23 protein-coding genes are annotated in these 25,216 nt (G+C 73.0%); 17 read left to right on the forward strand and 6 right to left on the reverse strand.

Annotated elements, in window-relative coordinates:
* Positions 1-45: 45 nt before the first annotated feature.
* The 9 genes from ACE1OA_RS04855 to ACE1OA_RS04895 all read left to right on the forward strand — a co-directional run bounded on the left by ACE1OA_RS04855 (position 46) and on the right by ACE1OA_RS04895 (position 10,348).
* On the forward strand, positions 46-1,002 hold the full coding sequence (locus tag ACE1OA_RS04855) for a carbohydrate ABC transporter permease (RefSeq protein WP_356599997.1): 957 nt from the start codon (positions 46-48) through the stop codon (positions 1,000-1,002).
* Positions 1,002-1,913: a carbohydrate ABC transporter permease gene (locus tag ACE1OA_RS04860; RefSeq protein ID WP_432752329.1), complete on the forward strand. Its 912-nt coding sequence runs from the start codon at positions 1,002-1,004 to the stop codon at positions 1,911-1,913. Before ACE1OA_RS04855 ends, ACE1OA_RS04860 begins: the two co-directional genes overlap by 1 nt.
* The gene (locus ACE1OA_RS04865) at positions 1,910-3,073 is read left to right on the forward strand and encodes a Gfo/Idh/MocA family protein (protein WP_432752330.1); all 1,164 of its coding nucleotides are present in this window, start codon (positions 1,910-1,912) and stop codon (positions 3,071-3,073) included. Before ACE1OA_RS04860 ends, ACE1OA_RS04865 begins: the two co-directional genes overlap by 4 nt.
* Positions 3,070-3,912 carry a PmoA family protein gene (locus tag ACE1OA_RS04870; protein WP_432752331.1) on the forward strand — a complete coding sequence of 281 codons (843 nt, stop codon included), beginning with the start codon at positions 3,070-3,072 and terminating at the stop codon, positions 3,910-3,912. Before ACE1OA_RS04865 ends, ACE1OA_RS04870 begins: the two co-directional genes overlap by 4 nt.
* 8 nt (positions 3,913-3,920) lie before the next feature.
* Complete coding sequence (locus ACE1OA_RS04875; RefSeq protein WP_432752332.1) at positions 3,921-5,447, forward strand: family 43 glycosylhydrolase; 1,527 nt, start codon at positions 3,921-3,923, stop codon at positions 5,445-5,447.
* 140 nt (positions 5,448-5,587) lie between these two features.
* Entirely contained in the window at positions 5,588-6,928 is a 1,341-nt protein-coding gene (locus tag ACE1OA_RS04880) for an ABC transporter substrate-binding protein (RefSeq protein ID WP_356780320.1), read from the forward strand.
* Positions 6,925-7,752, forward strand: coding sequence for a rhamnogalacturonan acetylesterase (locus tag ACE1OA_RS04885; RefSeq protein ID WP_432752333.1), 828 nt, complete (start codon positions 6,925-6,927; stop codon positions 7,750-7,752). Before ACE1OA_RS04880 ends, ACE1OA_RS04885 begins: the two co-directional genes overlap by 4 nt.
* On the forward strand, positions 7,749-9,038 hold the full coding sequence (locus tag ACE1OA_RS04890; RefSeq protein ID WP_432752334.1) for a pectate lyase family protein: 1,290 nt from the start codon (positions 7,749-7,751) through the stop codon (positions 9,036-9,038). The genes ACE1OA_RS04885 and ACE1OA_RS04890 overlap by 4 nt, the downstream gene beginning before the upstream one ends.
* Before the next feature lie 182 nt (positions 9,039-9,220).
* Positions 9,221-10,348, forward strand: coding sequence for a pectinesterase family protein (locus ACE1OA_RS04895; RefSeq protein ID WP_432752335.1), 1,128 nt, complete (start codon positions 9,221-9,223; stop codon positions 10,346-10,348).
* Positions 10,349-10,452: 104 nt separating this feature from the next.
* Here the strand turns inward: ACE1OA_RS04895 and ACE1OA_RS04900 are convergent, their stop codons facing one another.
* Positions 10,453-11,298, reverse strand: a complete 846-nt coding sequence (locus ACE1OA_RS04900; protein ID WP_356780303.1) for an SMP-30/gluconolactonase/LRE family protein — start codon at positions 11,296-11,298, stop codon at positions 10,453-10,455.
* Positions 11,295-12,065 (reverse strand): IclR family transcriptional regulator, encoded by a 771-nt coding sequence (locus tag ACE1OA_RS04905; protein ID WP_432752336.1) that lies wholly within the window; start codon positions 12,063-12,065, stop codon positions 11,295-11,297. Before ACE1OA_RS04905 ends, ACE1OA_RS04900 begins: the two co-directional genes overlap by 4 nt.
* A 190-nt stretch (positions 12,066-12,255) precedes the next feature.
* On the opposite strand from ACE1OA_RS04905, the gene ACE1OA_RS04910 reads away from it, so the two are divergent.
* From ACE1OA_RS04910 to mmsB, 6 genes are all read left to right on the forward strand, one after another.
* Positions 12,256-13,410, forward strand: a complete 1,155-nt coding sequence (locus tag ACE1OA_RS04910; RefSeq protein ID WP_384871974.1) for a mandelate racemase/muconate lactonizing enzyme family protein — start codon at positions 12,256-12,258, stop codon at positions 13,408-13,410.
* 92 nt (positions 13,411-13,502) lie between these two features.
* Positions 13,503-14,498: a zinc-dependent alcohol dehydrogenase gene (locus tag ACE1OA_RS04915; RefSeq protein ID WP_432754035.1), complete on the forward strand. Its 996-nt coding sequence runs from the start codon at positions 13,503-13,505 to the stop codon at positions 14,496-14,498.
* Between the two features lie 83 nt (positions 14,499-14,581).
* Positions 14,582-15,553: a hypothetical protein gene (locus ACE1OA_RS04920; RefSeq protein WP_432752337.1), complete on the forward strand. Its 972-nt coding sequence runs from the start codon at positions 14,582-14,584 to the stop codon at positions 15,551-15,553.
* Positions 15,554-15,556: 3 nt separating this feature from the next.
* Complete coding sequence (gene chvE / locus ACE1OA_RS04925; RefSeq protein ID WP_432752338.1) at positions 15,557-16,666, forward strand: multiple monosaccharide ABC transporter substrate-binding protein; 1,110 nt, start codon at positions 15,557-15,559, stop codon at positions 16,664-16,666.
* 20 nt (positions 16,667-16,686) lie between these two features.
* Entirely contained in the window at positions 16,687-18,228 is a 1,542-nt protein-coding gene (gene mmsA / locus ACE1OA_RS04930) for a multiple monosaccharide ABC transporter ATP-binding protein (protein ID WP_384872001.1), read from the forward strand.
* Between the two features lie 8 nt (positions 18,229-18,236).
* Positions 18,237-19,466, forward strand: coding sequence for a multiple monosaccharide ABC transporter permease (mmsB, locus tag ACE1OA_RS04935; RefSeq protein WP_356600019.1), 1,230 nt, complete (start codon positions 18,237-18,239; stop codon positions 19,464-19,466).
* 78 nt (positions 19,467-19,544) lie between these two features.
* On the opposite strand, the gene ACE1OA_RS04940 is transcribed toward mmsB, so the two are convergent.
* Positions 19,545-20,015, reverse strand: coding sequence for an SRPBCC family protein (locus tag ACE1OA_RS04940; protein WP_384871964.1), 471 nt, complete (start codon positions 20,013-20,015; stop codon positions 19,545-19,547).
* Between the two features lie 150 nt (positions 20,016-20,165).
* Here ACE1OA_RS04940 and ACE1OA_RS04945 point away from each other — a divergent pair, with 150 nt between their 5' ends.
* Positions 20,166-20,678, forward strand: coding sequence for a DUF427 domain-containing protein (locus ACE1OA_RS04945; protein ID WP_432752339.1), 513 nt, complete (start codon positions 20,166-20,168; stop codon positions 20,676-20,678).
* A gap of 52 nt (positions 20,679-20,730) precedes the next feature.
* Positions 20,731-20,916, forward strand: a complete 186-nt coding sequence (locus tag ACE1OA_RS04950; RefSeq protein ID WP_356600025.1) for a hypothetical protein — start codon at positions 20,731-20,733, stop codon at positions 20,914-20,916.
* A gap of 44 nt (positions 20,917-20,960) precedes the next feature.
* Here ACE1OA_RS04950 and ACE1OA_RS04955 read toward each other — a convergent pair whose 3' ends face one another.
* From ACE1OA_RS04955 to ACE1OA_RS04965, 3 genes are all read right to left on the reverse strand, one after another.
* Positions 20,961-22,454, reverse strand: a complete 1,494-nt coding sequence (locus tag ACE1OA_RS04955; protein WP_432752340.1) for a cryptochrome/photolyase family protein — start codon at positions 22,452-22,454, stop codon at positions 20,961-20,963.
* Positions 22,451-23,752: an NAD(P)/FAD-dependent oxidoreductase gene (locus ACE1OA_RS04960; RefSeq protein ID WP_432752341.1), complete on the reverse strand. Its 1,302-nt coding sequence runs from the start codon at positions 23,750-23,752 to the stop codon at positions 22,451-22,453. Before ACE1OA_RS04960 ends, ACE1OA_RS04955 begins: the two co-directional genes overlap by 4 nt.
* A 177-nt stretch (positions 23,753-23,929) precedes the next feature.
* Positions 23,930-24,841: an RNA polymerase sigma-70 factor gene (locus ACE1OA_RS04965; protein ID WP_384871998.1), complete on the reverse strand. Its 912-nt coding sequence runs from the start codon at positions 24,839-24,841 to the stop codon at positions 23,930-23,932.
* Positions 24,842-25,216: the final 375 nt, after the last annotated feature.

Raw genomic sequence — 25,216 nt, forward strand, 5'->3', positions numbered from 1 at the left:
CGCGAGGCACTTCACACGAGCCGTACCGAGAACGGAGCCACCGTCATGGCCTCAGCCGTGGCCCAACCGCCCAAGGCCCCCCGGGCCACCCCGGCCCCCGAGGCATCCGGCCGCCGCCGCACGGGATCGACGCCCCGCCGTCTGCCGTACCTGCTGATCGCGCCCGCCGCGCTGCTCATGCTGGGCTTCATCGCCTATCCCGTGCTCAGCGTCTTCTACTACAGCCTGCAGCACTACAATCCCACGAAGCCGTGGCGGAACGGTTTCGCGGGCTTCGACAACTTCACCCGGATCTTCACGGAGGACCCGCAGTTCTGGGGGACGCTGACCTTCAGCCTGAAGTGGGTCGCCGTCGAGGTGACCCTGCAGCTGCTGTTCGGTCTGGCGCTCGCGCTGATCGTCAACCAGACCTTCGTGGGACGCGCGCTGGGACGCGCGCTGGTGTTCTCGCCCTGGGCGGTCTCCGGTGTGCTGACCTCCGCGATCTGGGTGCTGCTCTACAACTCCCAGACGGGCATCACCCGCTACCTCGCGGATCTGGGGATCGGCGAGTACGGCACGTCGCTGCTGTCCGACACGTCGACCGTCTTCTCGGCGGTGGTGGTCGCGGACCTGTGGCGGGGTGTCCCGTTCTTCGCCATCCTCATCCTGGCCGACCTGCAGTCCGTGCCGAAGGACCTGTACGAGGCGGCCGAGGTCGACGGGGCGGGACGGCTGCGGCAGTTCTTCCACATCACGCTGCCGCACCTCAAGGACGCGATCGTCCTCTCCACCCTGCTGCGGGCGGTGTGGGAGTTCAACAACGTGGATCTCCTCTACACGCTGACCGGCGGCGGGCCGGCGGGCGAGACGACGACGCTGCCCCTGTACATCGCCAACACCAGCGTCGACGCGCACAACTTCGGCTACGCCTCCGCCCTGACGACGGTGGCGTTCGTGATCCTTCTCTTCTGCTCGATGGTCTATCTGCGCCTGAGCAAGTTCGGAGGCGAGAGCAAGTGATGGCCCAGGACATCCGCACCCCGGCCGCGGAGGCGGCGGCGCAGGCCGCCGTGCCCCCGGCCCCCGTCCCGCCGACCGCACCCCGCGGGCGCCGTCGGGCGTGGGACGAGGTCCCGCGCTGGCAGATCTACCTGCCGCTCGGCGTCTACCTGCTCTTCACCCTCGTCCCCTTCTACTGGATCCTGCTCTTCGCCGTGCGGCAGTCGGGATCGACCTCGCTCGTGCCGTGGCCGATGACGACCGAGCACTTCGAGAAGGTGTGGACCGAGCGCAGCTTCGCCACGTTCTTCCAGAACAGTCTGCTGATCGGTCTGGCGACGCTGGTGATGACGACGGTGATCGCGCTCGCCGGCGGATACGCGCTGGCCCGCTTCGACTTCCGCGCCAGGAAGGGCTTCATGCTGGCCCTGCTGTGCTCCCAGTTCGTCCCGGGCGCGCTGCTGCTGGTGCCGCTGTTCCAGATCTTCGCCAACCTGCGGATGATCAACTCGCTGGGCAGCGTCATCATCGCGGAGACCGTCTTCCAGCTCCCGCTGTCGATGATCCTCATCAGCGGTTTCATCAAGAACGTGCCGTACTCCCTGGAGGAGGCCGCCTGGGTGGACGGCTGCAGCCGCTTCGCCGCGTTCCGCATCGTGGTGCTGCCCCTGCTGCGGCCCGGTCTGGTGGCCGTCGGCTCCTTCGCCTTCGTGCACGCCTGGAACCACTTCCTGTTCGCGCTGATGTTCCTCAGCAGCCAGGAGAAGCAGACGATCCCGGTCGGGCTGAACACCCTCATGGGTGCGGACAGCGTCGACCTGGGGGCCCTCGCGGCGGGCGGTGTCATCGCGGCCGTACCGGTCGTGGTCGTGTTCGCCTTCATCCAGAAGTGGCTGGTCACCGGCTTCAGCGCGGGGGCGGTGAAGGGATGAGCACCGTACGCACCCCGTTGCCCGTCGTCCTGGCGGGCGCCCGTGGCCACGGCCGCACCCACCTGCTGAACATCCGGCGGCTCGAACGCCTGGGCCTGGTGCGCCTGGCCGGCGTCTGCGAACTGCGCCCCCTGGACACCGCGGAGCTGGCGGGCCCGGGCGCACCGGAGCAGTCCGCCGACCTCGGGGATCTGCTGGCCGCCACCGGGGCCCGGATCGCGGTGGTCTGCACGCCGATCCAGACGCACACCGACCTGGCGCTGACCGCGGCCGGGCACGGGGCGCACCTGCTCCTGGAGAAGCCGCCGGCGCCGTCGTTCGCGGAGTTCCGCCGGATGGCGGACGGCGTCGCGGCGGCGGGCGTGGCCTGCCAGATCGGCTTCCAGTCGCTGGGTTCGCACGCCGTTCCCGCCCTCCGGGAGCTGATCGCGGACGGTGTGGTCGGTGAGCTGCTCGGCGTCGGCGCGGCCGGGGCGTGGGTGCGGGACGAGGCGTACTTCCGGCGTTCGCCCTGGGCGGGGCGCCGGCGCATGGACGGTGTCGACGTGGTCGACGGCGCGTTGACCAACCCGCTCGCGCACGCCGTGGCCACGGCGCTCGCGCTCGCCGGCAGCACCCGGGCCGAGGACGTGGTGTCGATCGAGCCCGAGCTGCTGCGGGCGTACGCGATCGAGTCCGACGACACGTCGTGCGTGCGGATCAGGACGGCCCGGGGTGTCCCGGTCACCGTCGCGGCGACCCTGTGCGCCGAGACGAACTCCGAGCCGTACGTGGTGGTGCACGGCACCCGGGGCCGCATCACCTTCTGGTACAAGCAGGACCGGGTGCTGCTCCAGCGGGGCGGGTACGGGCCGGAGGAGACCGTCCACGGCCGCACCGACCTGCTGGAGAACCTGGTCGGTCATGTGACGGACGGCGAGGCGCTGTGCGTGCCGCCCGAGAAGACCGGCGCGTTCATGCGGGTGGTGGAGGCGATCCGGCTGGCGCCGGACCCGGTGCGGCTGCCGGACGCCTGCTGGCGCGTCGACGCGTCCGGGGCCGCGCCGCGGCGGATCGTCCACGGCGTCGACGCCCTCGTCGACGCGAGCGCCGACACCCTCGGCCTCTACTCCGAACTCGGTGCCCCGTGGGCGCTGCCGACCACGGTGGAGTCGCGATGAAGCCGGCCTCGATCGAGCTGTGCTGTGCCGGCCGCCCGGTGGCGCGGTACGTCACCCGGCCGGAACTGGATCCGCGTCACGCCCCCCGGCCGTACCTGCACCCGGTCACCACTCTGGGCGGGGTCCGGGTGACCGAGCTGATGCCCGAGGACCATCCGCACCACCTGGGTGCGGGCGTGGCCGTGCCGGATGTGGCGGGGCACAACTTCTGGGGTGGGCGGACCTTCGTCCGCGATCACGGACCGACGGCCCTGGACAACCACGGGGAGCAGCGGCACGAGGGCTTCCGGCGGTCGGGAGCCGGCGGATTCGTCGAGGAGCTGAGCTGGTCGGCCGGGGACCGGGTGCTCCTGCGGGAGACCCGGACCGTGGCGACGGCGGAGGTGGGCGAGGCCGCCTGGGCGCTGGACCTCACCTTCTCGCTGACCGACGTGTCGGGCCACGGGCTGTCGCTGGGCAGTCCCGCCACCAACGGACGCGCGGGCGCGGCCTACGGGGGCTTCTTCTGGCGCGCCCCGCGGGAGGCGACCGCTCCGAAGGTCTTCGGCGCGGACGCGGCAGGCGAGCGGGCCGTGCACGGGCGGCGGTCGGAGTGGGTCGCGATGGCCGGCGAGGGCTGGACGCTGGTCTTCGCGGGGGCGACCGAGGAGACCCGGCGCGATCCGTGGTTCGTCCGGGCCGCCGAGTACCCGGGTGTCGGTTCCTCCCTCGCCCACGCCGACCGGCTGGTCGTCGCGCCCGGCGGAACGCTCGTCCGGCGGGTGGTCGTCGTGGTGGCGGACGGCCGGCTCGACCGGGCCGGCGCCGCGGCCGCGGTGCGCGAGGCGGTGGCCTCGTGACGGGGGCCGTGCGCACAGGAGACCTCGGGAACGGGACCTACCGCAATCCCGTCCTGGCCGCGGACTGGTCCGATCCGGACGTGCTGCGCGTCGGCGAGGACTACTACCTCACCGCCTCCAGCTTCGGCCGGGTGCCCGGACTGCCGCTGCTGCACTCCCGGGACCTGGTCAACTGGTCGCTCGTCGGGCACGCCCTGGACCGGCTGCCGCCGGAGGCCGCGTACGCGGTCCCCCGGCACGACGGCGGGGTGTGGGCTCCCTCCCTGCGCCACCACGACGGCCGGTTCCGGATCTTCTGGGGCGACCCGGACCACGGCATCTGGCAGGTGAACTCGCCGTCGGTGCGCGGGCCGTGGAGCACTCCGAAGCTGCTGAAGGCGGGTCGTGGACTCATCGACCCGTGTCCGCTGTGGGACGAGGAGACGGGCGAGGCGTATCTGGTGCACGCCTGGGCCAAGTCCCGTTCGGGGGTCAACAACCGGCTCACCGGGCACCGGATGAGTCCGGACGGCGAGCGGCTCCTCGACGGCGGGCGGACGATCGTCGACGCGGACCGGATTCCCGGCTGGTTCACGCTCGAAGGGCCGAAGCTGTACCGGCACGACGGCTGGTTCTGGATCCTCGCCCCGGCCGGCGGTGTGGCCACCGGCTGGCAGGGGGCGTTCCGCTCGCGCTCGTTCTTCGGGCCCTACGAGGAGCGGATCGTCCTGGAGCAGGGGGACACCGAGGTCAACGGCCCCCACCAGGGCGGCTGGGTGCGGACGCAGCACGGCGAGGACTGGTTCGTGCACTTCCAGCAGTGCGGGGCGTACGGGCGGCTCGTCCATCTCCAGCCCATGCGCTGGGGTGCGGACGGGTGGCCGGTGCTCGGCGCGCGGGGTGTGCCCGTGCCGGTGCACGCCAAGCCCGCCCTGCCGGAGCAGCCGCTGTCCGCGCCCGCCACCGACGACATGTTCCCCGGGGGCCGGTTCGGACGCCAGTGGCAGTGGGCGGCCAACCCGCTGGACGGCTGGACGACCCACCATTCCGGCGACGGGCTGTGGCTCGACTGCGGCCGCACGGAGCGGATCGACGATCTCCGTGCGCTGCCGCACCTGCTCACCCAGCGGCTGCCGGCCAGGGAGGGCACGGTCGAGGTGGAGCTGCGGCTCGTGGACGGGTCGCCGGGCGCCCGCGCCGGGCTGGTGGTGCTCGGCGACGCGTACGCCTGGATCGGGCTGGAGCGCTCCGCCGACGGCTCGGCCCGCCTCGTGCACCGGTTCGCGCCGGCCAACGCCGAGGAGGAACGGGACGCGGCAGCCCCGCGGCCCGCTCCCGGCGACCGGGTCAGGCTGCGGATCGAGCTCCTGTCCGGAGCGCGCGTCCGCTTCTCGTACGCCGCGGCGGACGGAACGGACTTCACGGTCTGCGGACAGGTCTTCGCCGCCACGCCCTGGCGCTGGGTCGGGGCCCTGCTCGGCCTGTTCGCCGCAGCTCCCCCGGGTACCGGCGCCGCCGGCACCGCCGCGTTCACCTCCTTCCGCGTCAGCCCCTGAACCCGCCCGGACCACCGGGCGCACCCCGCACCCCCGCCTCACCGAGACCCCGTCCCCGTCCGCTCGGCACCCCCGAGCGGCCTTCAGCACACCCCTCACGCCCCATCACCCCCGCAAGACCCGAGAGAAGAGAGCCGATGATGACCATCTTCCGCAACGGGCGGCGCAGAGCCGCTTCCGCCCTGGCCCTGACCACCGTGCTCGCCCTGACCGCCACCGCCTGTGGTGACGACGGCAGCGGCGCGGCCGGCGACAAGGGCAACGAGGGTGCGGGCAAGGGAGAGATCACCTTCTGGGACAACAACGGCGGTGTGCGCACCGAGGTCTGGAAGGAGATCATCAAGGACTTCGAGCAGAAGAACCCCGACATCAAGGTGACGTACGTCGGGATCGCCTCGACCGAGGTGCAGTCCAAGTACGACACGGCGATCCAGGGCGGCGGCCTGCCGGACGTCGGCGGCGTCGGGGCCGCGATGCTCGCCGGCATCGCCGCGCAGAACGCCCTGGAGCCCCTCGACGCCCGGATCGACGGCAGCTCGCTGAAGGGCAAGCTGAACGCGGGCATGGTCGACAGCGTGAAGTCCGCGGGTGGCCAGGGGAAGATGTTCACCGTCCCCACCTCGGCGAGCAACGGCGTCCTCTACTACCGCACGGACCTCTTCCAGGCGGCCGGCCTCGAGGAGCCCACCACCTGGTCGAAGTTCTACGCGGCGGCCGACAAGCTGACGCAGAAGGACAAGAACCGCTTCGGCTACACGATCCGCGGCGGCGCGGGCTCCATCGCCCAGGCCCTGGACGCCATGTACGGCCAGAGCGGCATCAAGAGCTTCTGGAACGGTGACCGGACGACCGTCGACGACCCGGCGAACGTGGCGGCGCTGGAGAAGTACGTGGGCCTGTTCAAGAAGAACACCCCCGCGGCGGACGTCAACAACGACTTCACCAAGATGGTCGCCCAGTGGGACAGCGGCGAGATCGGCATGCTGAACCACAACCTGGGCTCGTACAAGGACCACGTGAAGGCCCTGGGCACCGAGAAGTTCCGGGGCATCCCCAACCCGACCATGGACGACGGCACCCGGGTGCAGGTCTCCAACCCGGTCGACGGCCTCGGGCTCTTCTCGTCGAGCAAGAACAAGGCCGCGGCCTGGAAGTTCATCGAGTTCGCCGCCTCGCACGCCTCCAACAGCAAGTGGAACGAGTCGGCGGGCGCGATTCCGGCCAACACCGAGGCGGCCGGTGACGCGTGGCTCGGGAAGGCCGAGCCGACGAAGCTCGCCGCCGAGGCGCTCTTCAGCGGCAAGGCCACGATCGTGCAGCTGCCGTACTACCTGCCCGACTGGAACACCATCTCCAAGGCCGACAACGAGCCCGCCTTCCAGAAGGTCCTGCTCGGGAAGTCCACGGCGAAGGAGTTCCTGAGCAGCCTGGCCGAGCAGCTGAACGCGGCGCAGGCCGAGTGGAAGTCACAGGCGAAGTGACCGTCACTCGCCGCCGGTTGGTCACGGCCGGGGCGGGCCTCGCGTTCGCCCTGGCCGCGGCCCCCGTCACGGCCGCCACCGCGGCCGCGCACCTAACCCGAGGACCCCGCCGTATGCGCACCGTCCACCTCGCCGGCGACTCCACCGCCGCGCAGAAGTACGCCGACGCCGCCCCGGAGACCGGCTGGGGCATGGCGCTCCCCTTCTTCCTGCACAAGGGCGCCGAGGTCGCCAACCACGCCGTCAACGGGCGCAGCACCAAGAGCTTCCTCGACGAGGGGCGGCTGGACCCGATCCTGGCCGCGATCCGTCCGGGCGACCTGCTGCTGGTCCAGTTCGGGCACAACGACCAGAAGACGGAGGACCCCAGCCGGTACACCGATCCCTGGGGTTCCTACCAGGACAACCTGCGTCTGTTCGTCGAAGGCGCCCGGGAACGCGGGGCGCTGCCCGTGCTGGCCACCTCCGTCGAACGGCGCAGGTTCGCCGCGGACGGTACGGCCCTGCGGACGCACGGGGAGTACCCGGCCGCGATGCGGGAGGTGGCCCGGGAGGAAGGGGTCGCCCTGCTCGACCTCCAGGAGCAGTCGCTGGCGCTGTGGCAGAAGCTCGGCCCGGAGACGACGAAGGCGTACTTCAACTGGACGCCGACCGAGCAGGACAACACCCATTTCAACCCGCCGGGCGCGATCGCCGTGGCCCGGCTGGTCGCGGCCTCGCTGCTGCACACGCGTGTCCTCGCACCGGGCGACACGCGCCGACTCGACCAGGAGATCCCCACGGAGTGGATCACCTGGCCAGATCCCGAGGAGAGCCGAGCATGAGACACACGCAGACATGGGTGGTGGGCGCCACCGCCATCGTCCTCAGCGTCACGGGCGGACTCGCCACGCCGGCGGCGGCCCACGGCGGGCACGACCCGGCCCGCCAGACCCTGCCGGCGCAGGACGGCTGGGCGTCGGAGGGCACCGGGACGAGCGGCGGGGCGGCGGCCGTCGCCTCGCGCGTCTTCACCGTCTCCACCTGGGAGGAGCTCCGGACCGCGCTCGCGGTCCCCGGCACCGAGCCCCGGATCGTGAAGGTGCGCGGCACGCTGAACGCCACCGCCGCGGGCTGCGCCGCCTTCGAGGCCGCCGGCTACGACTTCGCCCGCTACCTCGCCGACTACGACCCGGCGGTCTGGGGGTACGAGACCGAGGTCAGCGGCCCCCAGGAGGAGCTGCGGGCGGCGTCCGCCGCGGCCCAGGGCAAGGCGATCAAGGCGTACGTCCCGGCCAACACCACGATCGTCGGGGTCGGCCGGAACGCCGGCATCACCGGGGGCAGCCTCCAGATCCAGGGCGTCGACAACGTCGTGATCCGCAACCTCACGCTGGAGAGCCCGCTCGACTGCTTCCCGCAGTGGGACCCGACGGACGGGGCGACGGGGGCCTGGAACTCCGAGTACGACAGCATGGTGGTGTACGGCTCCACCCATGTGTGGGTGGACCACAACACGTTCACCGACGGCGCCCACCCGGACAGTTCGCTGCCCTCGTACTACGGCGAGGTCTACCAGCAGCACGACGGTGAGCTGGACGTCGTGCGCGGCGCGGACCTGGTCACGGTCTCCTGGAACGTCTTCGCCGACCACGACAAGACGCTGATGATCGGCAACAGCGACAGCGCGGGCGCGACCGACCGGGACAGGCTGCGGGTCACGCTGCACCACAACCTGTTCTCCGACGTCGGCGAGCGGGCGCCCCGGGTCCGCTTCGGCAAGGTCGACGCGTACAACAACCACTTCGTGGTGCCCGGTCCCGGCTACGTGTACAGCCTGGGCATCGGGCAGGAGTCCCAGCTCGTCGCGGAGAGGAACGCGTTCACCCTCGGCCCGGACGTCCCGGTCGGACAGATCCTGAAGAAGTGGAAGGACGCGCCGGTCACCACGAAGGACAACTTCGTCAACCGCGCGCCCGTCGACCTGCTCGCGGTGCACAACGCCCAGTACCCGGCCGAGATCCTGCGCGAGGGCGCCGGATGGACCCCGGTCCTGCGGACGCGGGTCGACTCCCCGCAGGCGGTGCCCGGGCTCGTCGACCACCGGGCGGGCGCCGGCCGACTGCGCTGACCGGGCGCCGGCCGAGGGCGGCGCCCGGGGCGTACCCCCGAGACCGGTCCGACCGACGGCACGCTCTCGCGGTCCACGGCCCGTTCGCCGCTCTCCGCCCGCCGGCTCCCCGCGTCGCGCACCTCCCCCGTGGAGCCCGTCTCTCCCTCCCCTCTCCTCACGCCCAGCGAAGGAGGTTCCGCATGCCCGCGGATCCCGCACGGGCGGCCGTCGGCCGCCGTTCCCTGCTCGGTCTCGGCGCCGGCGCCGCGCTCGCCCTCGCGCTGCCCGCGGCGCCGGCGGCCGCGCACCCCGGCGGCGCGCCGTTCGGCCGCTTCGGTTCCCCCGCCGCCCGGCGGGACGCGCGCACGCTGTACGTCCATCCCGGCGGCCTCGGCGACCACACCGGCGTCCAGGCGGCGGTGGACGCCACGAGCGGCGCCGGCTGGACGCTGGTGATCGCCCCGGGCGTCTACCGCGAGAGGGTCGCCGTCGGCACCGCGCGTACCGGCATGACCTGGATCGGCGCGACCGGCGACCCTCGTGACGTGACCGTCGTCCACGACACGGCGGCGGGCACGCCCCGGCCCGACGGCGGCACGCACGGCACCTCCGGCTCCGCCACCACCACCGTCCAGGCGGACGGCTTCACCGCGCAGGGCGTCACCTTCGCCAACGACTTCCTGCGCACCGACCTCCCCGGGAACCCCGGCACGCAGGCCGTCACCCTGAAGGTGCAGGGCGACCGGTCGGCGTTCTTCCACTGCCGCTTCCTGGGGCACCAGGACACGCTCTACGCCGACTCGACGGCGCTCGCCACCGTCGCCCGCCAGTACTTCGCGCACTGCCACGTCGAGGGCGACGTCGACTTCGTCTTCGGCCGGGCCCGCGCGGTCTTCGAGCACTGCCGGTTCCGCGCCCTGGACCGGCCGGACCTGACGGCCCCGCCCTTCGGTTTCGTCCTCGCCCCGTCCACGGCGCGCGACAACCCGTACGGCTTCCTGGTCAGCCGCTGCCGGGTGAGCAGTGCGGCTCCCGACGGCTTCCACAAGCTGGCCCGGCCCTGGGTGCCGAGCTCGGACCCGACGGCGTGGCCCTCCCTCGTCGTGCGCGACAGCGTCCTCGGCGCCGGCATCGACGCGGTGGCCCCGTACGCGAACATGCGGGACACCGCTCCGTGGCAGGAGCAGCGCTTCGCCGAGTTCCGGAACACCGGCCCGGGCGCGCGGATCACCGTCCCGGAGAACCGGCCGCAGCTCTCCCGGACCGCGGCCCGGTCGGCGACGCGGGAGACGTACCTCGGAGACTGGCGCCCGGCCCCGGTGCGGTGACGTCAGCCGCCGGCCGGGGGCTCCCGGACCGCGAACGCCGCTGCCGCCCCCACGCTCCCGTCCCTCGTCCCTCGTCCCCCGTCCCCCGTCCCCCGTCGGGAGGGTCAGCCGTCGAACGCCCTGCCGGGCAGCCCCTGGCCGATGCCGGGCAGGACGAGGAGCGAGCCGGCGGGCTCGGGCGCGCCGGGAAGCCCGGTGCGGGCGGTGGTGACGTACAGGTCGCGCAGCCCCGGGCCGCCGAAGGCGCACGCCGTCGGGCGGGCGACGGGCAGGTCGACGGTGCGGTCGAGCGCGCCGCCCGGGGTGTAGCGGCGGAGCTGCCCGCCGTCCCAGAGGGCTATCCAGACGCAGCCGTCGGCGTCCACGGTGAGGCCGTCGGGGAAGCCCGCGCCGGCTTCGAGACGGGCGAACTCCCGGCGCTCGCGGACCCGTCCGTCCACGACCCGCAGGGTGTCCACCCGGCGGGTGGAGCTGTCGACGTAGTACGCGAGCGTGGTGTCGTGCGGGCTCCAGCCGATGCCGTTGCTGACGCCGACGCGGTCGATGAGCGGGGTGGGGGTGCCGTCGGGGGCGATGCGGGTGAGGCCTCCGCCGTCCGGGGCCTCGTCGTAGCGCATGGTGCCGGCCCACAGGCTGCCGTCCGGCGCGACGGCGGCGTCGTTGCCCCGGCGGCCGGGCACCGGGTCGTGCAGCAGCCAGGAGAAGGTCCCGTCGGGCGCGTACAGCCCGGCCCCGTCGCGGAGGTTGGCGACGAGCCCGCCGCCGGAGCGGGGCTTGGCCGCGCCGACGTGCTGGTCGACGCGGAGCGTGGCGGTCCGGCCGGTGCCCGGTGCGTAGGTGTGGATCCGGCAGCCGAGGATGTCGACCCAGATCAGGCGGTCCCCGGCGGCGTCCCAGGTGGGTCCCTCGCCGAGTTCGGCGGCCGCCCGTACGGCGATCTCCGGTGTCACCGGGTGCACCGGTGACCGAGCCGGAGCGACAGGTCGTGGGCGCCCTTGGCGGCGAGGGCGGCGAGTTCGTCCTCGCGCTCGCGGCTCCAGCGGATGACGGGCACGGAGATGGACAGGGCGGCGACGACCTGACCGGAGCCGTCGCGGACGGGCGCGGCGACGCAGCTGACGTCGGGGTTGGACTCGCGGTGTTCGAGGGCGGTCCCGCGGGCGCGGATCTCGGCGAGCGCGGTGCGCAGGGCGTCGGGGTCGGTGATGCTGTGGGGTGTCATCCGGGCCAGTTCGCGGCCTTCGACGCGGGCGTCGAACTCCGCCTCGGGCAGGAAGGCGAGGAGGGCCTTGCCGACGGAGGTGCAGTGGGCGGGGAGCCGGCGGCCGGCCGCGGAGACCATGCGGACGGCGTGGGTGGAGTCCACCTTCGCGACGTAGATGACGTCGAGGTCCTCCAGCAGGGCGACGTGCACGGTCTCGTCGCAGGTGTCGGCGATCTCGCGGGCGACGGCCTGCCCTTCGGCGGCGAGGTCGAGCTGTTCGGCGAAGCGGCTGCCGAGCTGGTAGGTGCGTACGCCGAGGCGGTAGCGGCCCGGCTGCTGCGGGATCTGCGTGAGGTAGTTGCGGGCGGCCAGGGTGGTGATCAGCTCGTGCGTGGTGGTGCGGGGCAGCCCGAGCCGCCGGGTGATCTCGGGAGCGGAGAGCGTCTCCTCGCCCTGGAGGAACAGTTCCAGGATGTCGAATGCCCTGGTCACCGCGGGAACCAGACGTCCCATGAGCGTCCACCCACCCTCTTCGTTCGGTATGACGATCATTGATCGATATCGCGAACATAGGCTAACCACAGGCTTGTTCACCGGGCAATGGCCCGTGCGCGGGCCATTGACACCCGTCGAGGCCCTGATTACGGTCGCGCCACCATTTCGAACGTGTGACGAAATATCGAACGACCTGGAGGCAACGGGCGTGCGGATCACGGGAATCACCACACATGTCGTCGGAACGCCCTGGCGCAACCTGACCTACGTCCAGGTGCACACCGACGAGGGTCTGACCGGTGTCGGGGAGACCCGCATGCTGGGCCGCACGGACGCCCTGCTCGGCTACCTCCGCGAGGCGGAGGCCAACCACATCGCCGGCTCCGACCCGTTCGCGGTCGAGGACCTGGTCCGGCGGATGAAGTACGGCGACTACGGGCGCGCCGGCGAGATCGTGATGTCCGGCATCGCGGTCGTGGAGACGGCCTGCTGGGACATCAAGGGCAAGGCGCTCGGCGTGCCGGTCTGGCAGCTGCTCGGTGGCAGCGTGACGGACCGGGTGAAGGCGTACGCCAACGGCTGGTACACCACCGAGCGGACCCCGGAGGCGTACCACGAGGCGGCGAGGGAGGTGGTGGCGCGCGGCTACCGGGCCCTGAAGATCGACCCGTTCGGCACCGGTCACCTCGAACTGGACGCCGAGCGCTCGCGGTACGCGGTCTCGCTGATCGAGGCGGTCCGTGACGCGATCGGGCCGGACGTGGAACTGATGCTGGAGATGCACGGCCGGTTCTCGCCGGCCACGGCGATCCGGCTGGCGCGCGAACTCGCGCCCTTCCGGCCCGCATGGCTGGAGGAGCCGGTGCCGCCGGAGAACCTGAAGGCGCTGCGGAAGGTCGCCGAGAAGGTCGATCTGCCGATCGCGACGGGGGAACGCATCCACGACCGGATCGAGTTCCGGGAGCTCTTCGAGTCGCAGGCGGCGGACGTCATCCAGCCCGACCTCGGGCATCTCGGCGGCATCCTGGAGACCCGCAAGCTCGCCGCCACGGCCGAGACCCACTACGTGATGGTCGCCCCGCACAACGTGGGCGGCTCGGTGCTCACCGCCGCCTCGCTCCAGCTCGCCGCGTGCACACCGAACTTCAAGATCCTGGAGCACTTCAACGACTTCGCCGACGCGGAGATCAAGAAGGTGGTCCACGGCGCTCCCGAGGTCGATCCCGAGACGGGCTGCTTCGCGGTGTCGCACGCCCCGGGGCTCGGCGTCGAGCTGGACGTGGACGCGGCGGCCGAGTTCCCGCAGCGTCGGGCCCGTTTCGACCTGTGGGCCGAGGGCTGGGAGCGGAGGGCGCCGAAGTGAGCGACACCGAAGGGCGCCGTGGCGCCGGCCGGGCCGGACCCGGGGGGACGCGCGGGACGGGCCGCGGCCCGGCGGCCGCCGGCCGGGCCGTCGTGGTCGAGGCGCCCGGGGAACACCGGCTGGTCGAGGGGCGGGTGCCCGAGCCCGGCGCCGGCGAGGTCCGGCTGCGGGTCGCCGCCGCGGGGATCTGCATGAGCGACCGGGAGGTGTACGAGGGGCGCCGCGACCCGGGTTACGTGCGCTACCCGATCGTCCCCGGCCACGAGTGGTCCGGCACGGTGGACGCCGTGGGCGCGGGGGTCGACCCCTCGCTGCGGGGCCGCAAGGCGGTCGCCGAGGGCTTCCGCGCCTGCGGCGTCTGCGCGCGGTGCCGTGCCGGGGAGACCAGTCTGTGCGTCGCCGGGTACGCGGAGACCGGCTTCACGGAACCGGGCGCCTTCGCCGACCACGTGGTGGTCCCCGCCCGGCTGCTGCACCCGCTGCCCGACGACGCCGACCTGCGCGCCGCCGCGCTGCTCGAACCGGCCGCCGTGGTCGCCGCGGCGGTCCGGGCGGGCCGCCCGCGCCCGGGCGAGCGGGTCGCCGTCGTCGGAGCCGGCACCCTGGGGCTGCTCGCCGTCCAGCTGCTCGCCGCTGTCACTCCCGCCGAACTGGCCGTGGTCGAGCCCCGCGCCGCCCGCGGCGAGCAGGCGCTGCGGCACGGCGCGAGCGAGGTCCTGACGCCGCGCGAGGCGGAGACGGCGGCCGGCCGCTTCGATCTGGTGGTGGAGACGGCCGGCGCGCCGACGACCGCCGCCGCCTCGTGCCTGCTGGCCCGCCGGGGCGGGCGGGTGGTGCTGACCGGGATGTTCACGCCGGGCGCGACCGGCATCGACCCGGTGCACCTCTCGCTCAGCCAGCTGGAGGTGCGCAGCGTCTTCGGGGCGTCGTCGTCGGCCTGGACCGACGCCGTGCGCGCGTTCTCGCTCGGGCTGCTCGACCCTGCGCCGCTGATCAGCCACGAGTTCCCGCTGGAACGCTTCGCGGAGGCGATCGCCCTGGTCGGGGGTGGTGACGCGAAGACGGGCAAGGTCCTGCTGCGCCCGTGAGCCGCGCGGCCCCGCACTCCGGTTCCCGCCCGCCCTCCCTTCCGAACCTTGTCCGGTATTTCGAACAGAGGCAGAGGACATCTGTGACCGCACCGTCGACACACCCCCGCCGCCCGGCCGCCGAGGCGCTCGCGCGGATCGACCACCCCTCCCCCGCGACCTCGCCCGAGGACGCCTCCCCGCACCGGTTCCCCGACGGCGGCGCCTGGCGCACCGAGATCCCGTCCGTCGAGGGACCGGAGGCGCTCGCCGTCGTGCTGGACGAGAGCACCCGGCTCGGCCTGCCCGTCCACCGGGTCAGCCAGGGCAGCGGCGTCTGGATGCTCACGGACGACGAGATCACCGAGATGGTGCGGGCCTGCACCGAACGCTCGGTGGAGCTCTGCCTGTTCACCGGTCCCCGCGGCACCTGGGACATCGGCGCGGCCACCCGTACCGACTCCGGCGGCGCGGGCCCGCGGGCCCGCGGTCACGACGCGCTGGCCGGCTGCGTCGAGGACGCGGTGCGCGCCACCGGGCTCGGCGTGCGCTGTCTGCTGGTCGCCGACGAGGGGGTGCTCTGGACGCTGCACCGGTTGCGTACCGCGGGCGTGCTCCCCGCCGACACCACGCTCAAGGTCTCCGCGCTGATCGGGCCGGTCAACCCGGCCTCGTACAGCGTGTACGAACAGCTGGGCGCCGACTCGCTGAACATCCCCTCCGACCTCTCCCTCGCCCATCTGACCGAGATCCGGCGGTCCAGCCGGGCCCCCATGGACCTCTACGTGGAGGCGCCCGACGACCTCGGCGGGCACGTGCGGATGTACGAGGTGGCCGAGCTGGTCCGGCGCGGCGCGCCGCTGTACCTCAAGTTCGGCCTGAGCAGGGCGGCCGGGATCTACCCGTACGGCGCCCATCTGCGCGAGCACGCCCTGGCGACCGCCCGCGAGCGCGTCCGGCGCGGGCGGCTCGTCCTCGACCTGCTGGCCCGGCACGGCGCCGACGGCGGCATGTCGCCGCTCGGCTCCCGGCTGCCCGGCACACTCCGGCGCTTTCCCACCCCCGAAGGGAACTGACACATGCGCACCCGCACGCTCGGGGCGGCCTCCCTCGCCGCCCTGCTCCTCCTCACCCTCACCGCCTGCGGCCAGGAGGCCCGCGGCGGCAGCCGCTACCGGCCCGACGCGGGCAAGGGCGGCACGATCGGCCTCGCCATGCCGACGAAGTCCTCGGAGCGCTGGATCGCCGACGGCGAGAACATGGCCAAGCAGTTCCGCGAGGCCGGCTACGACACCGACCTGCAGTACGGCGACGACAAGGTCGAGAACCAGATCGCCCAGATCGAGAACATGATCACCAAGGGGCGCCGGCTGCTGGTGATCGCCGCGATCGACGGCTCGGCGCTCACCGAGGTCCTCCAGCGCGCCCACGACGCGGGCATCCCGGTGATCTCGTACGACCGGCTCATCATGGGCACCCCGAACGTCGACTACTACGCCTCCTTCGACAACGAGCGGGTCGGCGAGCTGGAGGCCCGCTACATCGTGGAGCGCCTCGGGCTCGGCTCTCCGGCGAAGGGCGGCGGCAAGCCGTACGACATCGAGCTCTTCGCGGGCTCCCCCGACGACAACAACACCCGCTACTTCTGGAGCGGCGCCGTCAAGGTGCTCCAGCCCTACCTCGACAGCGGACAGCTCGTCGTCCGCAGCGGCCAGACCAGGATGAACCAGGCCACCACCCTGCGCTGGGACGGCGGCACCGCCCAGAAGCGGATGGACGACCTGATCAGCAAGAACTACGGCGAGGAGAGCGTCGACGCGGTCCTCTCCCCCTACGACGGCATCTCCATCGGGATCATCTCCGCCCTCAAGAGCGCCGGTTACGGCACCCCCGACCGGCCGCTGCCGGTCGTCACCGGGCAGGACGCGGAGCTGGCGTCGGTCAAGTCCATCATCCGGGGCGAGCAGACCCAGACGGCCTTCAAGGACACCCGCAAGCTCGCCGCCCGGGCGGTGGCGATGGGCGACGCCGTCCTGAACGGCAGGAAGCCCGAGGTGAACAACGTCAAGGACTACGACAACGGCAGGAAGACCGTCCCCTCGTACCTGCTCGACCCGGTGAGCATCGACCGGACCAACACCGATCTCCTGGTCCGCGAGGGCTACTTCACCGCGGGACAGCTCTCGTGACCCGGCCGCCCGTGCTGGAGATGCGCGGGATCACCAAGACCTTCCCCGGGGTCGCGGCGCTCAGCGACGTGCACCTGACCGTACGGGCCGGCGAGGTCCACGCCCTGTGCGGGGAGAACGGCGCGGGCAAGTCGACGCTGATGAAGGTGCTCAGCGGGGTGCACCCGCAGGGGAGTTACGAGGGCGACGTCCTCTTCGAGGGCGAGCGGGTGTCCTTCCGGGACATCCGCGACGCCGAGCGCCGGGGCATCGTGATCATCCATCAGGAACTGGCACTGGTACCGCACCTGTCGATCGCGGAGAACATCTACCTCGGCAACGAGCGGGCCCGGCGCGGCGTCGTCGACTGGAACGCCACCCTGCACGGCGCCCAGCGCCTGCTCGCGCGGGTCGGGCTGCGCGAGCATCCGCACACGCCGGTCGCCGACCTCGGCGTGGGGCGGCAGCAGCTGGTGGAGATCGCCAAGGCGCTGTCGAAGGAGGTGCGCCTGCTCATCCTCGACGAGCCCACGGCGGCCCTCAACGACGAGGACAGCGCGCATCTGCTCGCCCTCATCCTGGAGTTGCGCGAGCAGGGTGTCGCCTGTGTCGTCATCTCGCACAAGCTGAACGAGATCCGGCGGATCGCCGACACGGTGACCGTCCTGCGCGACGGCCGGACCGTCGAGACACTGCCCGTCCGCACGGCACCGGACGCCGAGCCGGAGGTGTCGGAGGACCGGATCATCCGCGGGATGGTGGGACGCGACCTCGACCACCGCTTCCCGGACCGCACGCCCTACCCGGGCGAGGACGCGGACCGGGTCGCGCTCGAGGTGCGCGGCTGGACCGTGCGGCATCCGGTCGACCGCCGGCGCAAGGTCGTCGACGACGTGTCGCTGACGGTACGGCGGGGCGAGATCGTCGGCATCGCCGGGCTGATGGGCGCCGGCCGCACGGAGCTCGCGATGTCGGTCTTCGGCCGCTCGTACGGCCGCCACGTCGCCGGCACGGTGGAGGTCGACGGGCGGGAGGCGGCCACCGGGACCGTCCCGGCCGCGATCGCGGCCGGTCTCGCCTACGTCACCGAGGACCGCAAACGCTACGGCCTCCACCTCGACGACACCGTCCACCGCAACGTCTCGCTGGCCTCGCTTCGGTCCCTGCGGCGGCGCGGGGTCGTCGACCAGCACCAGGAGCGGAAGGTCGCCGAGACCTACCGGTCCAGCATGAACATCAAGACGCCGACGGTGCTGGAGCAGGTCGGCCGGCTCTCCGGCGGCAACCAGCAGAAGGTCGTCCTGAGCAAGTGGATCCACGCGGACCCCCGGGTGCTGATCCTGGACGAGCCCACGCGCGGCATCGACGTCGGGGCGAAGTACGAGATCTACACCGTCGTCGACCGGCTCGCGGCGCAGGGCAAGGCGGTGCTCCTCATCTCCTCGGAGCTGCCCGAACTGCTGGGGATGTGCGACCGGATCTACACGATGGCCGAGGGCCGGCTGACCGGCGAGGTCACCCGCGACGAGGCCACCCAGGAAACCCTGATGCGCCACATGACCATGACCGTGAGCAGGAGCTGAGGCCCGCCATGACCACCACGACCCCCTCCGCGCGGGACACCGCGCCGGCCCGGCCCGAACGCCCGTCCTCCGGTGCGCTGCTCGTCCAGGGCGTGCGGGCGAACATGCGCCAGTACGGCATGCTCGTCGCGCTCGTCTTCCTCGTCGTCCTGTTCCAGATATGGACCGACGGCACCCTGCTGCTGCCCAACAACGTCTCCAACCTGATCCAGCAGAACAGTTACATCCTCATCCTGGCCATGGGGATGATGATCGTCATCATCGCGGGCCACATCGACCTCTCCGTGGGTTCCCTGGCCGCGTTCGTCGGGGCGCTGTCCGCCGTGATGATGGTCAGGCACGACATGCCGTGGGTACTCGCCCTGGTGCTGTCCCTGCTGGTCGGCGCCGTCGCGGGTGCCTGGCAGGGCTTCTTCATCGCCTACCTCGGCATCCCGTCGTTCATCGTGACGCTCGCCGGGATGCTGCTGTTCCGGGGACTGACCCAGATCTTCCTGGAGGGCCGTTCGCTGGCGCCCTTCCCCGACGGCTTCCAGAACATCGCCAAGGGCTTCATCCCCGAGACGGGCCCGTACACGCAGTACCACAACCCGACCCTGCTCCTGGGTCTCGTCGCCGTCGTCTTCCTGCTGCTGCGCGAATGGCGTGACCGCAGGCGGCAGGAGGCGTACGAGCTGGAGCCGCTGCCCGCCGGGCTGTGGGCGCTGAAGTGCGTGGCGATGACGGCGGCGATCGTCGCCTTCACCCTCACCCTGGCCAGCTTCCACGGGGTGCCGGTGGTGATGCTGATCATGTGCGTGCTGCTGATCGGGCTCGGGTACGTGATGCGCAACGCGGTGGTGGGCCGGCACGTGTACGCGCTCGGCGGGAACAAGGCGGCGGCGAAGCTGTCGGGCGTCAAGGACCGCCGGGTCACCTTCCTGGTCTTCGTGAACATGGGGGTCCTGGCGGCGCTGGCGGGCTGTGTCTACGCGGCGCGGCTCAACGCGGGGACGCCGCAGGCGGGGCTCAACTTCGAACTGGAGGCGATCGCCGCTGCGTTCATCGGCGGCGCGTCCATGAGCGGCGGTGTCGGCACGGTGCAGGGCGCCGTCATCGGCGGCCTGGTGCTGGGCGTGCTCAACAACGGCATGTCGCTGGTCGGCATCGGCACCGACTACCAGCAGGTGATCAAGGGCCTGGTGCTGCTCGCCGCGGTCGGCTTCGACGTCTGGAACAAGCGGCGCGCGGGGCGGTAGGGAGCGCGGCGTACGGCCGTGTGCCGCACCCCGGGCGGGTGCGGCACACGGCCCGGTTCGCGTCCGCCGGTACGGTCCTCAGGCCGCGCCGCGCTCGGCGACCGCCGCCGGAAGCCGCTCCACCACCTCGTCCGCGAGCCGCTCGAACTCCGCCCGCAGGAACGGCGCGGCGAGCCGGGCGAGCCCCTTGAACCGCAGCGACGCCCGGTAGGTGAGCCGGGTCACGGCCGGTGACCGGGCCTCGAAGAGGAGCTCGTCGTGCGCCGTGACGGTCTTGTTCTCGCCGGCGAACTCGAGCCGGTCGGTCTCGCTGCCGACCAGCCGGTACTCCAGCTCGGTCGTCCGTCCGCGGAAGCGCGAGGTGTTGTGCCAGGTCGCGCCCGGCCGGAGCGGGCCGTCGTCGGTCCGGACGCAGCGCACCGTCCCGGGGTCCCAGCTCTCGGTGTGCCCGAAGTCCTCCAGATAGGCGACCAGCTCGTCCCGGGGAAGGGCGACGAGGAAACTCCGCTCCACCTTGATCACTGCCTCGGCCTCCCGCCCGCGGGCCATGGGCCCCGTCCGTTCGCTGTCACACAGCCTGATGGACTCCCTTCCGCTCGTACGGGGCTCGCGGATGCGATCCGCGGGCACGAGGTGCATCCCCCGCCGCCCGCGTCGCCGAAGAGCATGTGAGGGTGCGGCAGGCAGGGAGGCCGGGACATGACGGCGATCGGCGGGGACGACCCGGTGACGGGGCGCGGCGCGCGGCCGCGGGAGTCGGTGTGGGACTATCCGCGTCCCCCCAGGGTGGAACGCGACACGCGCCGGGTGACCGTCCGGCACGGCGACGCGACCCTCGCGGACACCTGTCACTCCCTGCGCGTCCTGGAGACGAGCCATCCGCCGGTGTTCTACGTCCCGCGCGCCGACGTCCGCGTCGACCGGCTGACGCGGTCGGCGAGCTCCACCTTCTGCGAGTGGAAGGGGCCGGCGGTGTACTGGAGTCTGCGGACCGACGGGCTCGTGGTGCCGGACGTGGCGTGGAGCTACGAGGACCCGCGGCCCGGCTACACGGCTCTCGCCGGGCACTTCGCGTTCTACCCGGGCCGTGTCGACCTGTGCACCGTCGACGGGGAGCCGGTGCGGGCGCAGCCGGGCGACTTCTACGGCGGCTGGATCACCGAGGAGATCACCGGGCCCTTCAAGGGGGTCCCCGGCAGTGCGGGGTGGTGAGCCGCGCACCCGGAATTCCGTCCCTGGCAGAGCACACACCGTGGAGGACATCATGGCGACGATCCATCCCCTGGTGAAGCCCGAGGAGACCCCGCCCGTCGAGGGCGGCATCGCCGAGGCGCATCCGGAGCGGCCGGACGGCGGCCCGTGGGAGCACCCCGGGGTCTTCCTCGCCCTCATCGTGATAGGCGCGCTCGCACTCGCGGCCCTGTTCGCCGCCCGGGCCTCCGTCCTGTGAGCCGGGCACCCGCCTCGTCGGACCGGTGAGGCGCCGCCGGCCGCTCAGGGGGTACGGTGCTCCGCCGCCAGCCGGAGCACCTCGGGCAGGTCGTCGAGCCGGCCCAGACCGCGTACGGCCTGGGCCGTGCGGGCGTTGGCGGCCAGCCGCTCGCGATGACGGTGGAGGAAGGACCAGTACCCGACCGTGAACGGGCAGGCGTCGTCCCCCGTGCGGGCCGTGGGCCGGTACCGGCAGGGCCCGCAGAGGTCGCTCATCCGGTTCAGGTAGGCGCCGCCGGTGGTGTACGGCTTGGTCGTCATCCGGCCGCCGTCGGCGTACTGGGACATGCCCACCACATTGGGCAGCATCACCCAGTCGTAGCCGTCGACGAAGCTGCGGTGGAACCAGTCGGTGACCGCCGCGGGATCCCAGCCGTACTGCAGGGCGTGGCTGCCGAGCACCATCAGCCGGGGGATGTGGTGCGTCCAGCCGGTGTCCCGCACCTGGGCGAGCACCGTGGACAGGCAGCGGGCCTCGACGGCGTCGGCGTCGAGTTCGAGGAACCAGCGCGGCAGCGGCTCCGTGTGGCCGAGCGCGTTGGCGTGCCGGTAGTCCTCGCCGAAGTGCCAGTACAGCTGCCAGACGTACTCGCGCCAGCCGCAGATCTGACGGATGAAGCCCTCGGCGCTGTTGAGCGGCACCTCGCCGTCGCGCCACGCCTGCTCGGCACGGGCCACGCACTCCCGGGGCGACAGCAGGCCCAGGTTCAGCGAGGAGGAGAGCAGGCTGTGGCTCATGACGGGGTCCTCGGCCAGCACGGCGTCCTCGTGCGCGCCGAACGAGGCCAGGCGGTCCCGGACGAAGTGGTCGAGCGCGGTGAGGGCCTCGCGCCGGGTGGCGGGGAAGGTCCGGGGGCCGTCGCGCCCGACGAAGGAGATGCCGTCCTCGCGCTCCCAGCGGTCCAGATCGGCGCGGACCTCCTCGTCGATCGCGTCCTCGCGCGGCCGGTACGGCGGCTTCACGTCGAGGCGGCGGGCTCCCCTGGGCGGCGGCTGCCGGTTGTCGTGGTCGTGGTTCCACCGCCCGCCGGCGGGGTCCGGCCCGTCCATCAGGATGCGGCGGTCGGCCCGCACCCAGCGGTAGAAGTCCTCCTGGCGCAGCCGCCGCGGGGCGTGGTCGGCCGCCCACCGGGCGAACTCCCGCCGGTCGACGAGGAATCCGCGCGCCGGGTGGACCGTCACCTGCGGCAGCGCGTCGAGCAGCCGGAGCGCGGCGCGCGAGGTGGGGTGGTGGACGCTGACGGGCGCGTCCCCGACGGCCTCGGCGAGGCCGGCCCGGTACGTGTCCGCCCGCACGTACCGGGCGCCGAGTTCCGCGGCGCGGTGCCGCATCGCGCTGAGCAGCAGATGGGCCTTGGCGCGGTGGAAGCGGCGTCGGCGGAAGACGGAACGCGCCTCGATGATCAGCCAGTCGGTGTCGCGGGGGGTGCCGCCGGCCGCCGTGGCCGTGAAGTGCGGGCCCAGCTGGTCGCCGAACAGCCAGTGCGTCGCCGTCATGCGGGGTTCGGCGGCGCGGGGGCGGAGGCGAGCGCCGTGGGCCCGGTCGCGGGGGGACGCCGCCGCAGGTCGGCCAGGACCTCGCGGGCCGCGCGGGCCCCGGAGGCCAGGGCGCCCTGGAGCGAGCCCGTGGCCCGGTGGTCGCCGCACACGTACCGGCCGGGCGCGAAGCGGGTGGTGCGCGACAGCGGGAGGGGCGGTGGCATGGCCGGCAGCGCGTCGTGGACCGCGACGCGGTGGACCGGTTCCCAGGACCGGGTGTCCGTGTCGTAGACCTCGGCGAGAGCGGCCCGGACGGCCGCCTCCCGCTCCGGGTCCGGGTCCCCGAGGACGGAGGTCGACACCAGGGCCCGGCCGTCCGTCGCGAAGCCGCGGTGCACCTCGGTGAGGACGCAGGAGTTGAGGAAGCGGCGCCGCGCGTCGACGACCAGGGTCGGCTCGGGCAGCGGGGAGCGTTCCGCCGCGTGGTACAGCGTGGTGACGACCCGGCCGCTCGGCACGTCCAGGCCGGGGAGCAGCCGGGCGGCGGCGCGCTGGCCGGTGGCGACCACGACCGCGCGGGCGGCCAGTTCGCTGCCGTCGGCCAGTGTCACGCCCCGGTCGGTGAGCGAGGCGACCGGCAGCCCGGTGCGCAGGACTCCGGGAGGCAGTCCGGACGCGAGCTGGGCGGGGACGGCGCCGATGCCCTCGGCGGGCAGGCACAGGGTGCCGCGCAGCATCGTCCGCCAGACGAGGTGGAAGAAGCGGGCGGAGGTCTCCAGTTCGTCCTCCAGGAACACCCCGGACAGGAACGGGCGGAAGAAGGTCTCCACGAGGTCGGGCGAGACGCCGGCGTCGGCGAGCGCGGTGAGCGTGGTGGCGTCGGGCCGGGTCCGCAGGTACCGGGCCGGAGCCAGTAGGTCGCGGGCGGACAGCGCGCCCAGGGCGAGCAGGTCGCGGGTCGAGGCGAGCCTGCCGGGCAGCAGGTCGCGGCTCTCGCGGAGGCGTCGGGTGGGGTCGGTGAAGCGGCGAGGCCCGTCGTCGGTGTGCACGAGCACGCCGGGTGTGAACGGCCTCAGCCGCAGGGCCCGCAGGTCCAGGCGCCGCTTCACCTGCGGGTACGCGGTGTTGAACACCTGGAATCCGCGGTCGACGGTGAAGCCGGCGACGCGGTCGGTGCGCATCCGGCCGCCCACGGTCCCGGCGGTCTCCAGCAGGCTCACACGGAGCCCGCCGGCGACCAGGTCGGCCGCGCAGGCCAGTCCGGCGGCTCCCGCTCCGACGACCAGTACGTCGTCGCCGCCATCCCTCTGCCCCATGAACGTCGTCACTCCTCGCCGGGTCGGCCGTCTCCGGGCCGTCACGTTACGCGGGGCGCTGGGCCCGCCGGGTCAGGGCGCGCCGCCCGTCCCCCGACCCGGGCCGAGGTGCACTCGTCCGTGCGGCGCGGCCCTCCGAGGTGCCGCACCGGTCCGGCGCCTCAGTGCCTCAGCGGCTCAGCGGCTCAGGGCGGTCTCCCGGTCCATGTGCGACAGCTTGTCGGGGTTGCGGACGGCGTAGAGCCCGGTGATGAGGCCGTCCTCGATGCGCAGGGCCACGACGGTGTCGAGCGCGCCGTCGAGCCGGAGGACCAGCGCCGGGTACCCGTTCACCTCGGCCGGGCGCAGCAGCATCTCCTGCCCCGCGAGTCTGCCGAGCCCGCCGATCATCAGGCGGGCCACCTTGTCGGCCCCCACGACGGGTCGCAGGACGGCCCTCCGGACGCCGCCGCCGTCGCCCATGAGGACGACGTCCGGTGCGAGGAGGTCGAGCAGGCCCTGGAGGTCACCGGTCTCGGTCGCGCGCCGGAAGGCGTCGAGCGCGTGGCGGGTCTCGGCGGCGGAGACCGTCTCGCGGGGGCGGCGCGCGGCGACGTGGGCCCGTGCCCGGTGGGCGATCTGGCGTACGGCGGCCGGGCTCTTGTCGACGGCTTCGGCGATCTCGTCGTATCCGAGGTCGAACACCTCGCGCAGGACGAACACCGCCCGCTCGGTCGGCCCGAGCGTCTCCAGCACGAGCAGCATCGCCATCGAGACGCTGTCGGCGAGCTCGACGTCGTCGGCCACGTCCGGGGTGGTCAGCAGCGGCTCGGGCAGCCAGGTCCCGACGTAGGACTCCTTGCGGCGGCCGAGCGTCCGCAGCCGGGTGAGCGCCTGGCGCGTGGTGATCCGGACCAGGTAGGCGCGCCGGTCGAGCACCTCGTCGAGGTCGACGCCCACCCACCGCAGCCAGGTCTCCTGGAGGACGTCCTCCGCGTCGGCGGCCGAGCCGAGCATCTCGTAGGCGACGGTGAACAGCAGGTTGCGATGGGCGACGAAGGCCTCGGTGGCCCGGTCCGTGCGTGGGTCGCCGTCGAGGCGTGCGCCGATGTCCCGCGGCTCCCGGGGGCCGCTCCCGTGCCGGGCCTCGCGGGTGTCCTGCGTGTGCTCGCTGCGCTCGGCGGTCACCGGATTCTCCTCACTGCGCGCTGTCGCCCCTGCCACGCCCACAAGACGCCGCCCGACCGGTATCCGTGACATCCGAGCAGGATGGCAGAGGTCACACCGGCGCGGCGGTTCGTACGAGCCCGGCAGGTTCGCCGCCGTGACGGGCCGATGCGGCGGGTGCACCGGAACCGTCCTCCCGGGGCGCTCTTTCCCCGAACACCCGTCTCCTTCCGTCGCCCCCGCTCACCTCATCGGGTGAAGAACGGCGCCGGGACCAACCCGCGGGCCATCTCGCGGCGAACCAGCGGGCGGAGGGCC

Source organism: Streptomyces sp. JL2001 (genome assembly GCF_050917515.1).
Classification (GTDB): Bacteria; Actinomycetota; Actinomycetes; order Streptomycetales; family Streptomycetaceae; genus Streptomyces.

Bases quoted from the DNA above. Each gene is read 5' to 3' on its own strand.
- ACE1OA_RS04905 (WP_432752336.1), bottom strand. From the start codon at position 12,065: ATGGGACGTCTGGTTCCCGCGGTGACCAGGGCATTCGACATCCTGGAA.
- ACE1OA_RS04855 (WP_356599997.1), top strand. From the start codon at position 46: ATGGCCTCAGCCGTGGCCCAACCGCCCAAGGCCCCCCGGGCCACCCCG.
- chvE (WP_432752338.1), top strand. From the start codon at position 15,557: ATGCGCACCCGCACGCTCGGGGCGGCCTCCCTCGCCGCCCTGCTCCTC.
- ACE1OA_RS04870 (WP_432752331.1), top strand. From the start codon at position 3,070: ATGAAGCCGGCCTCGATCGAGCTGTGCTGTGCCGGCCGCCCGGTGGCG.
- ACE1OA_RS04860 (WP_432752329.1), top strand. From the start codon at position 1,002: ATGGCCCAGGACATCCGCACCCCGGCCGCGGAGGCGGCGGCGCAGGCC.
- ACE1OA_RS04880 (WP_356780320.1), top strand. From the start codon at position 5,588: ATGACCATCTTCCGCAACGGGCGGCGCAGAGCCGCTTCCGCCCTGGCC.
- ACE1OA_RS04945 (WP_432752339.1), top strand. From the start codon at position 20,166: ATGACGGCGATCGGCGGGGACGACCCGGTGACGGGGCGCGGCGCGCGG.
- ACE1OA_RS04955 (WP_432752340.1), bottom strand. From the start codon at position 22,454: ATGACGGCGACGCACTGGCTGTTCGGCGACCAGCTGGGCCCGCACTTC.
- ACE1OA_RS04890 (WP_432752334.1), top strand. From the start codon at position 7,749: ATGAGACACACGCAGACATGGGTGGTGGGCGCCACCGCCATCGTCCTC.
- ACE1OA_RS04950 (WP_356600025.1), top strand. From the start codon at position 20,731: ATGGCGACGATCCATCCCCTGGTGAAGCCCGAGGAGACCCCGCCCGTC.
- mmsB (WP_356600019.1), top strand. From the start codon at position 18,237: ATGACCACCACGACCCCCTCCGCGCGGGACACCGCGCCGGCCCGGCCC.
- mmsA (WP_384872001.1), top strand. From the start codon at position 16,687: ATGCGCGGGATCACCAAGACCTTCCCCGGGGTCGCGGCGCTCAGCGAC.
- ACE1OA_RS04940 (WP_384871964.1), bottom strand. From the start codon at position 20,015: ATGGCCCGCGGGCGGGAGGCCGAGGCAGTGATCAAGGTGGAGCGGAGT.
- ACE1OA_RS04960 (WP_432752341.1), bottom strand. From the start codon at position 23,752: ATGGGGCAGAGGGATGGCGGCGACGACGTACTGGTCGTCGGAGCGGGA.
- ACE1OA_RS04865 (WP_432752330.1), top strand. From the start codon at position 1,910: ATGAGCACCGTACGCACCCCGTTGCCCGTCGTCCTGGCGGGCGCCCGT.
- ACE1OA_RS04895 (WP_432752335.1), top strand. From the start codon at position 9,221: ATGCCCGCGGATCCCGCACGGGCGGCCGTCGGCCGCCGTTCCCTGCTC.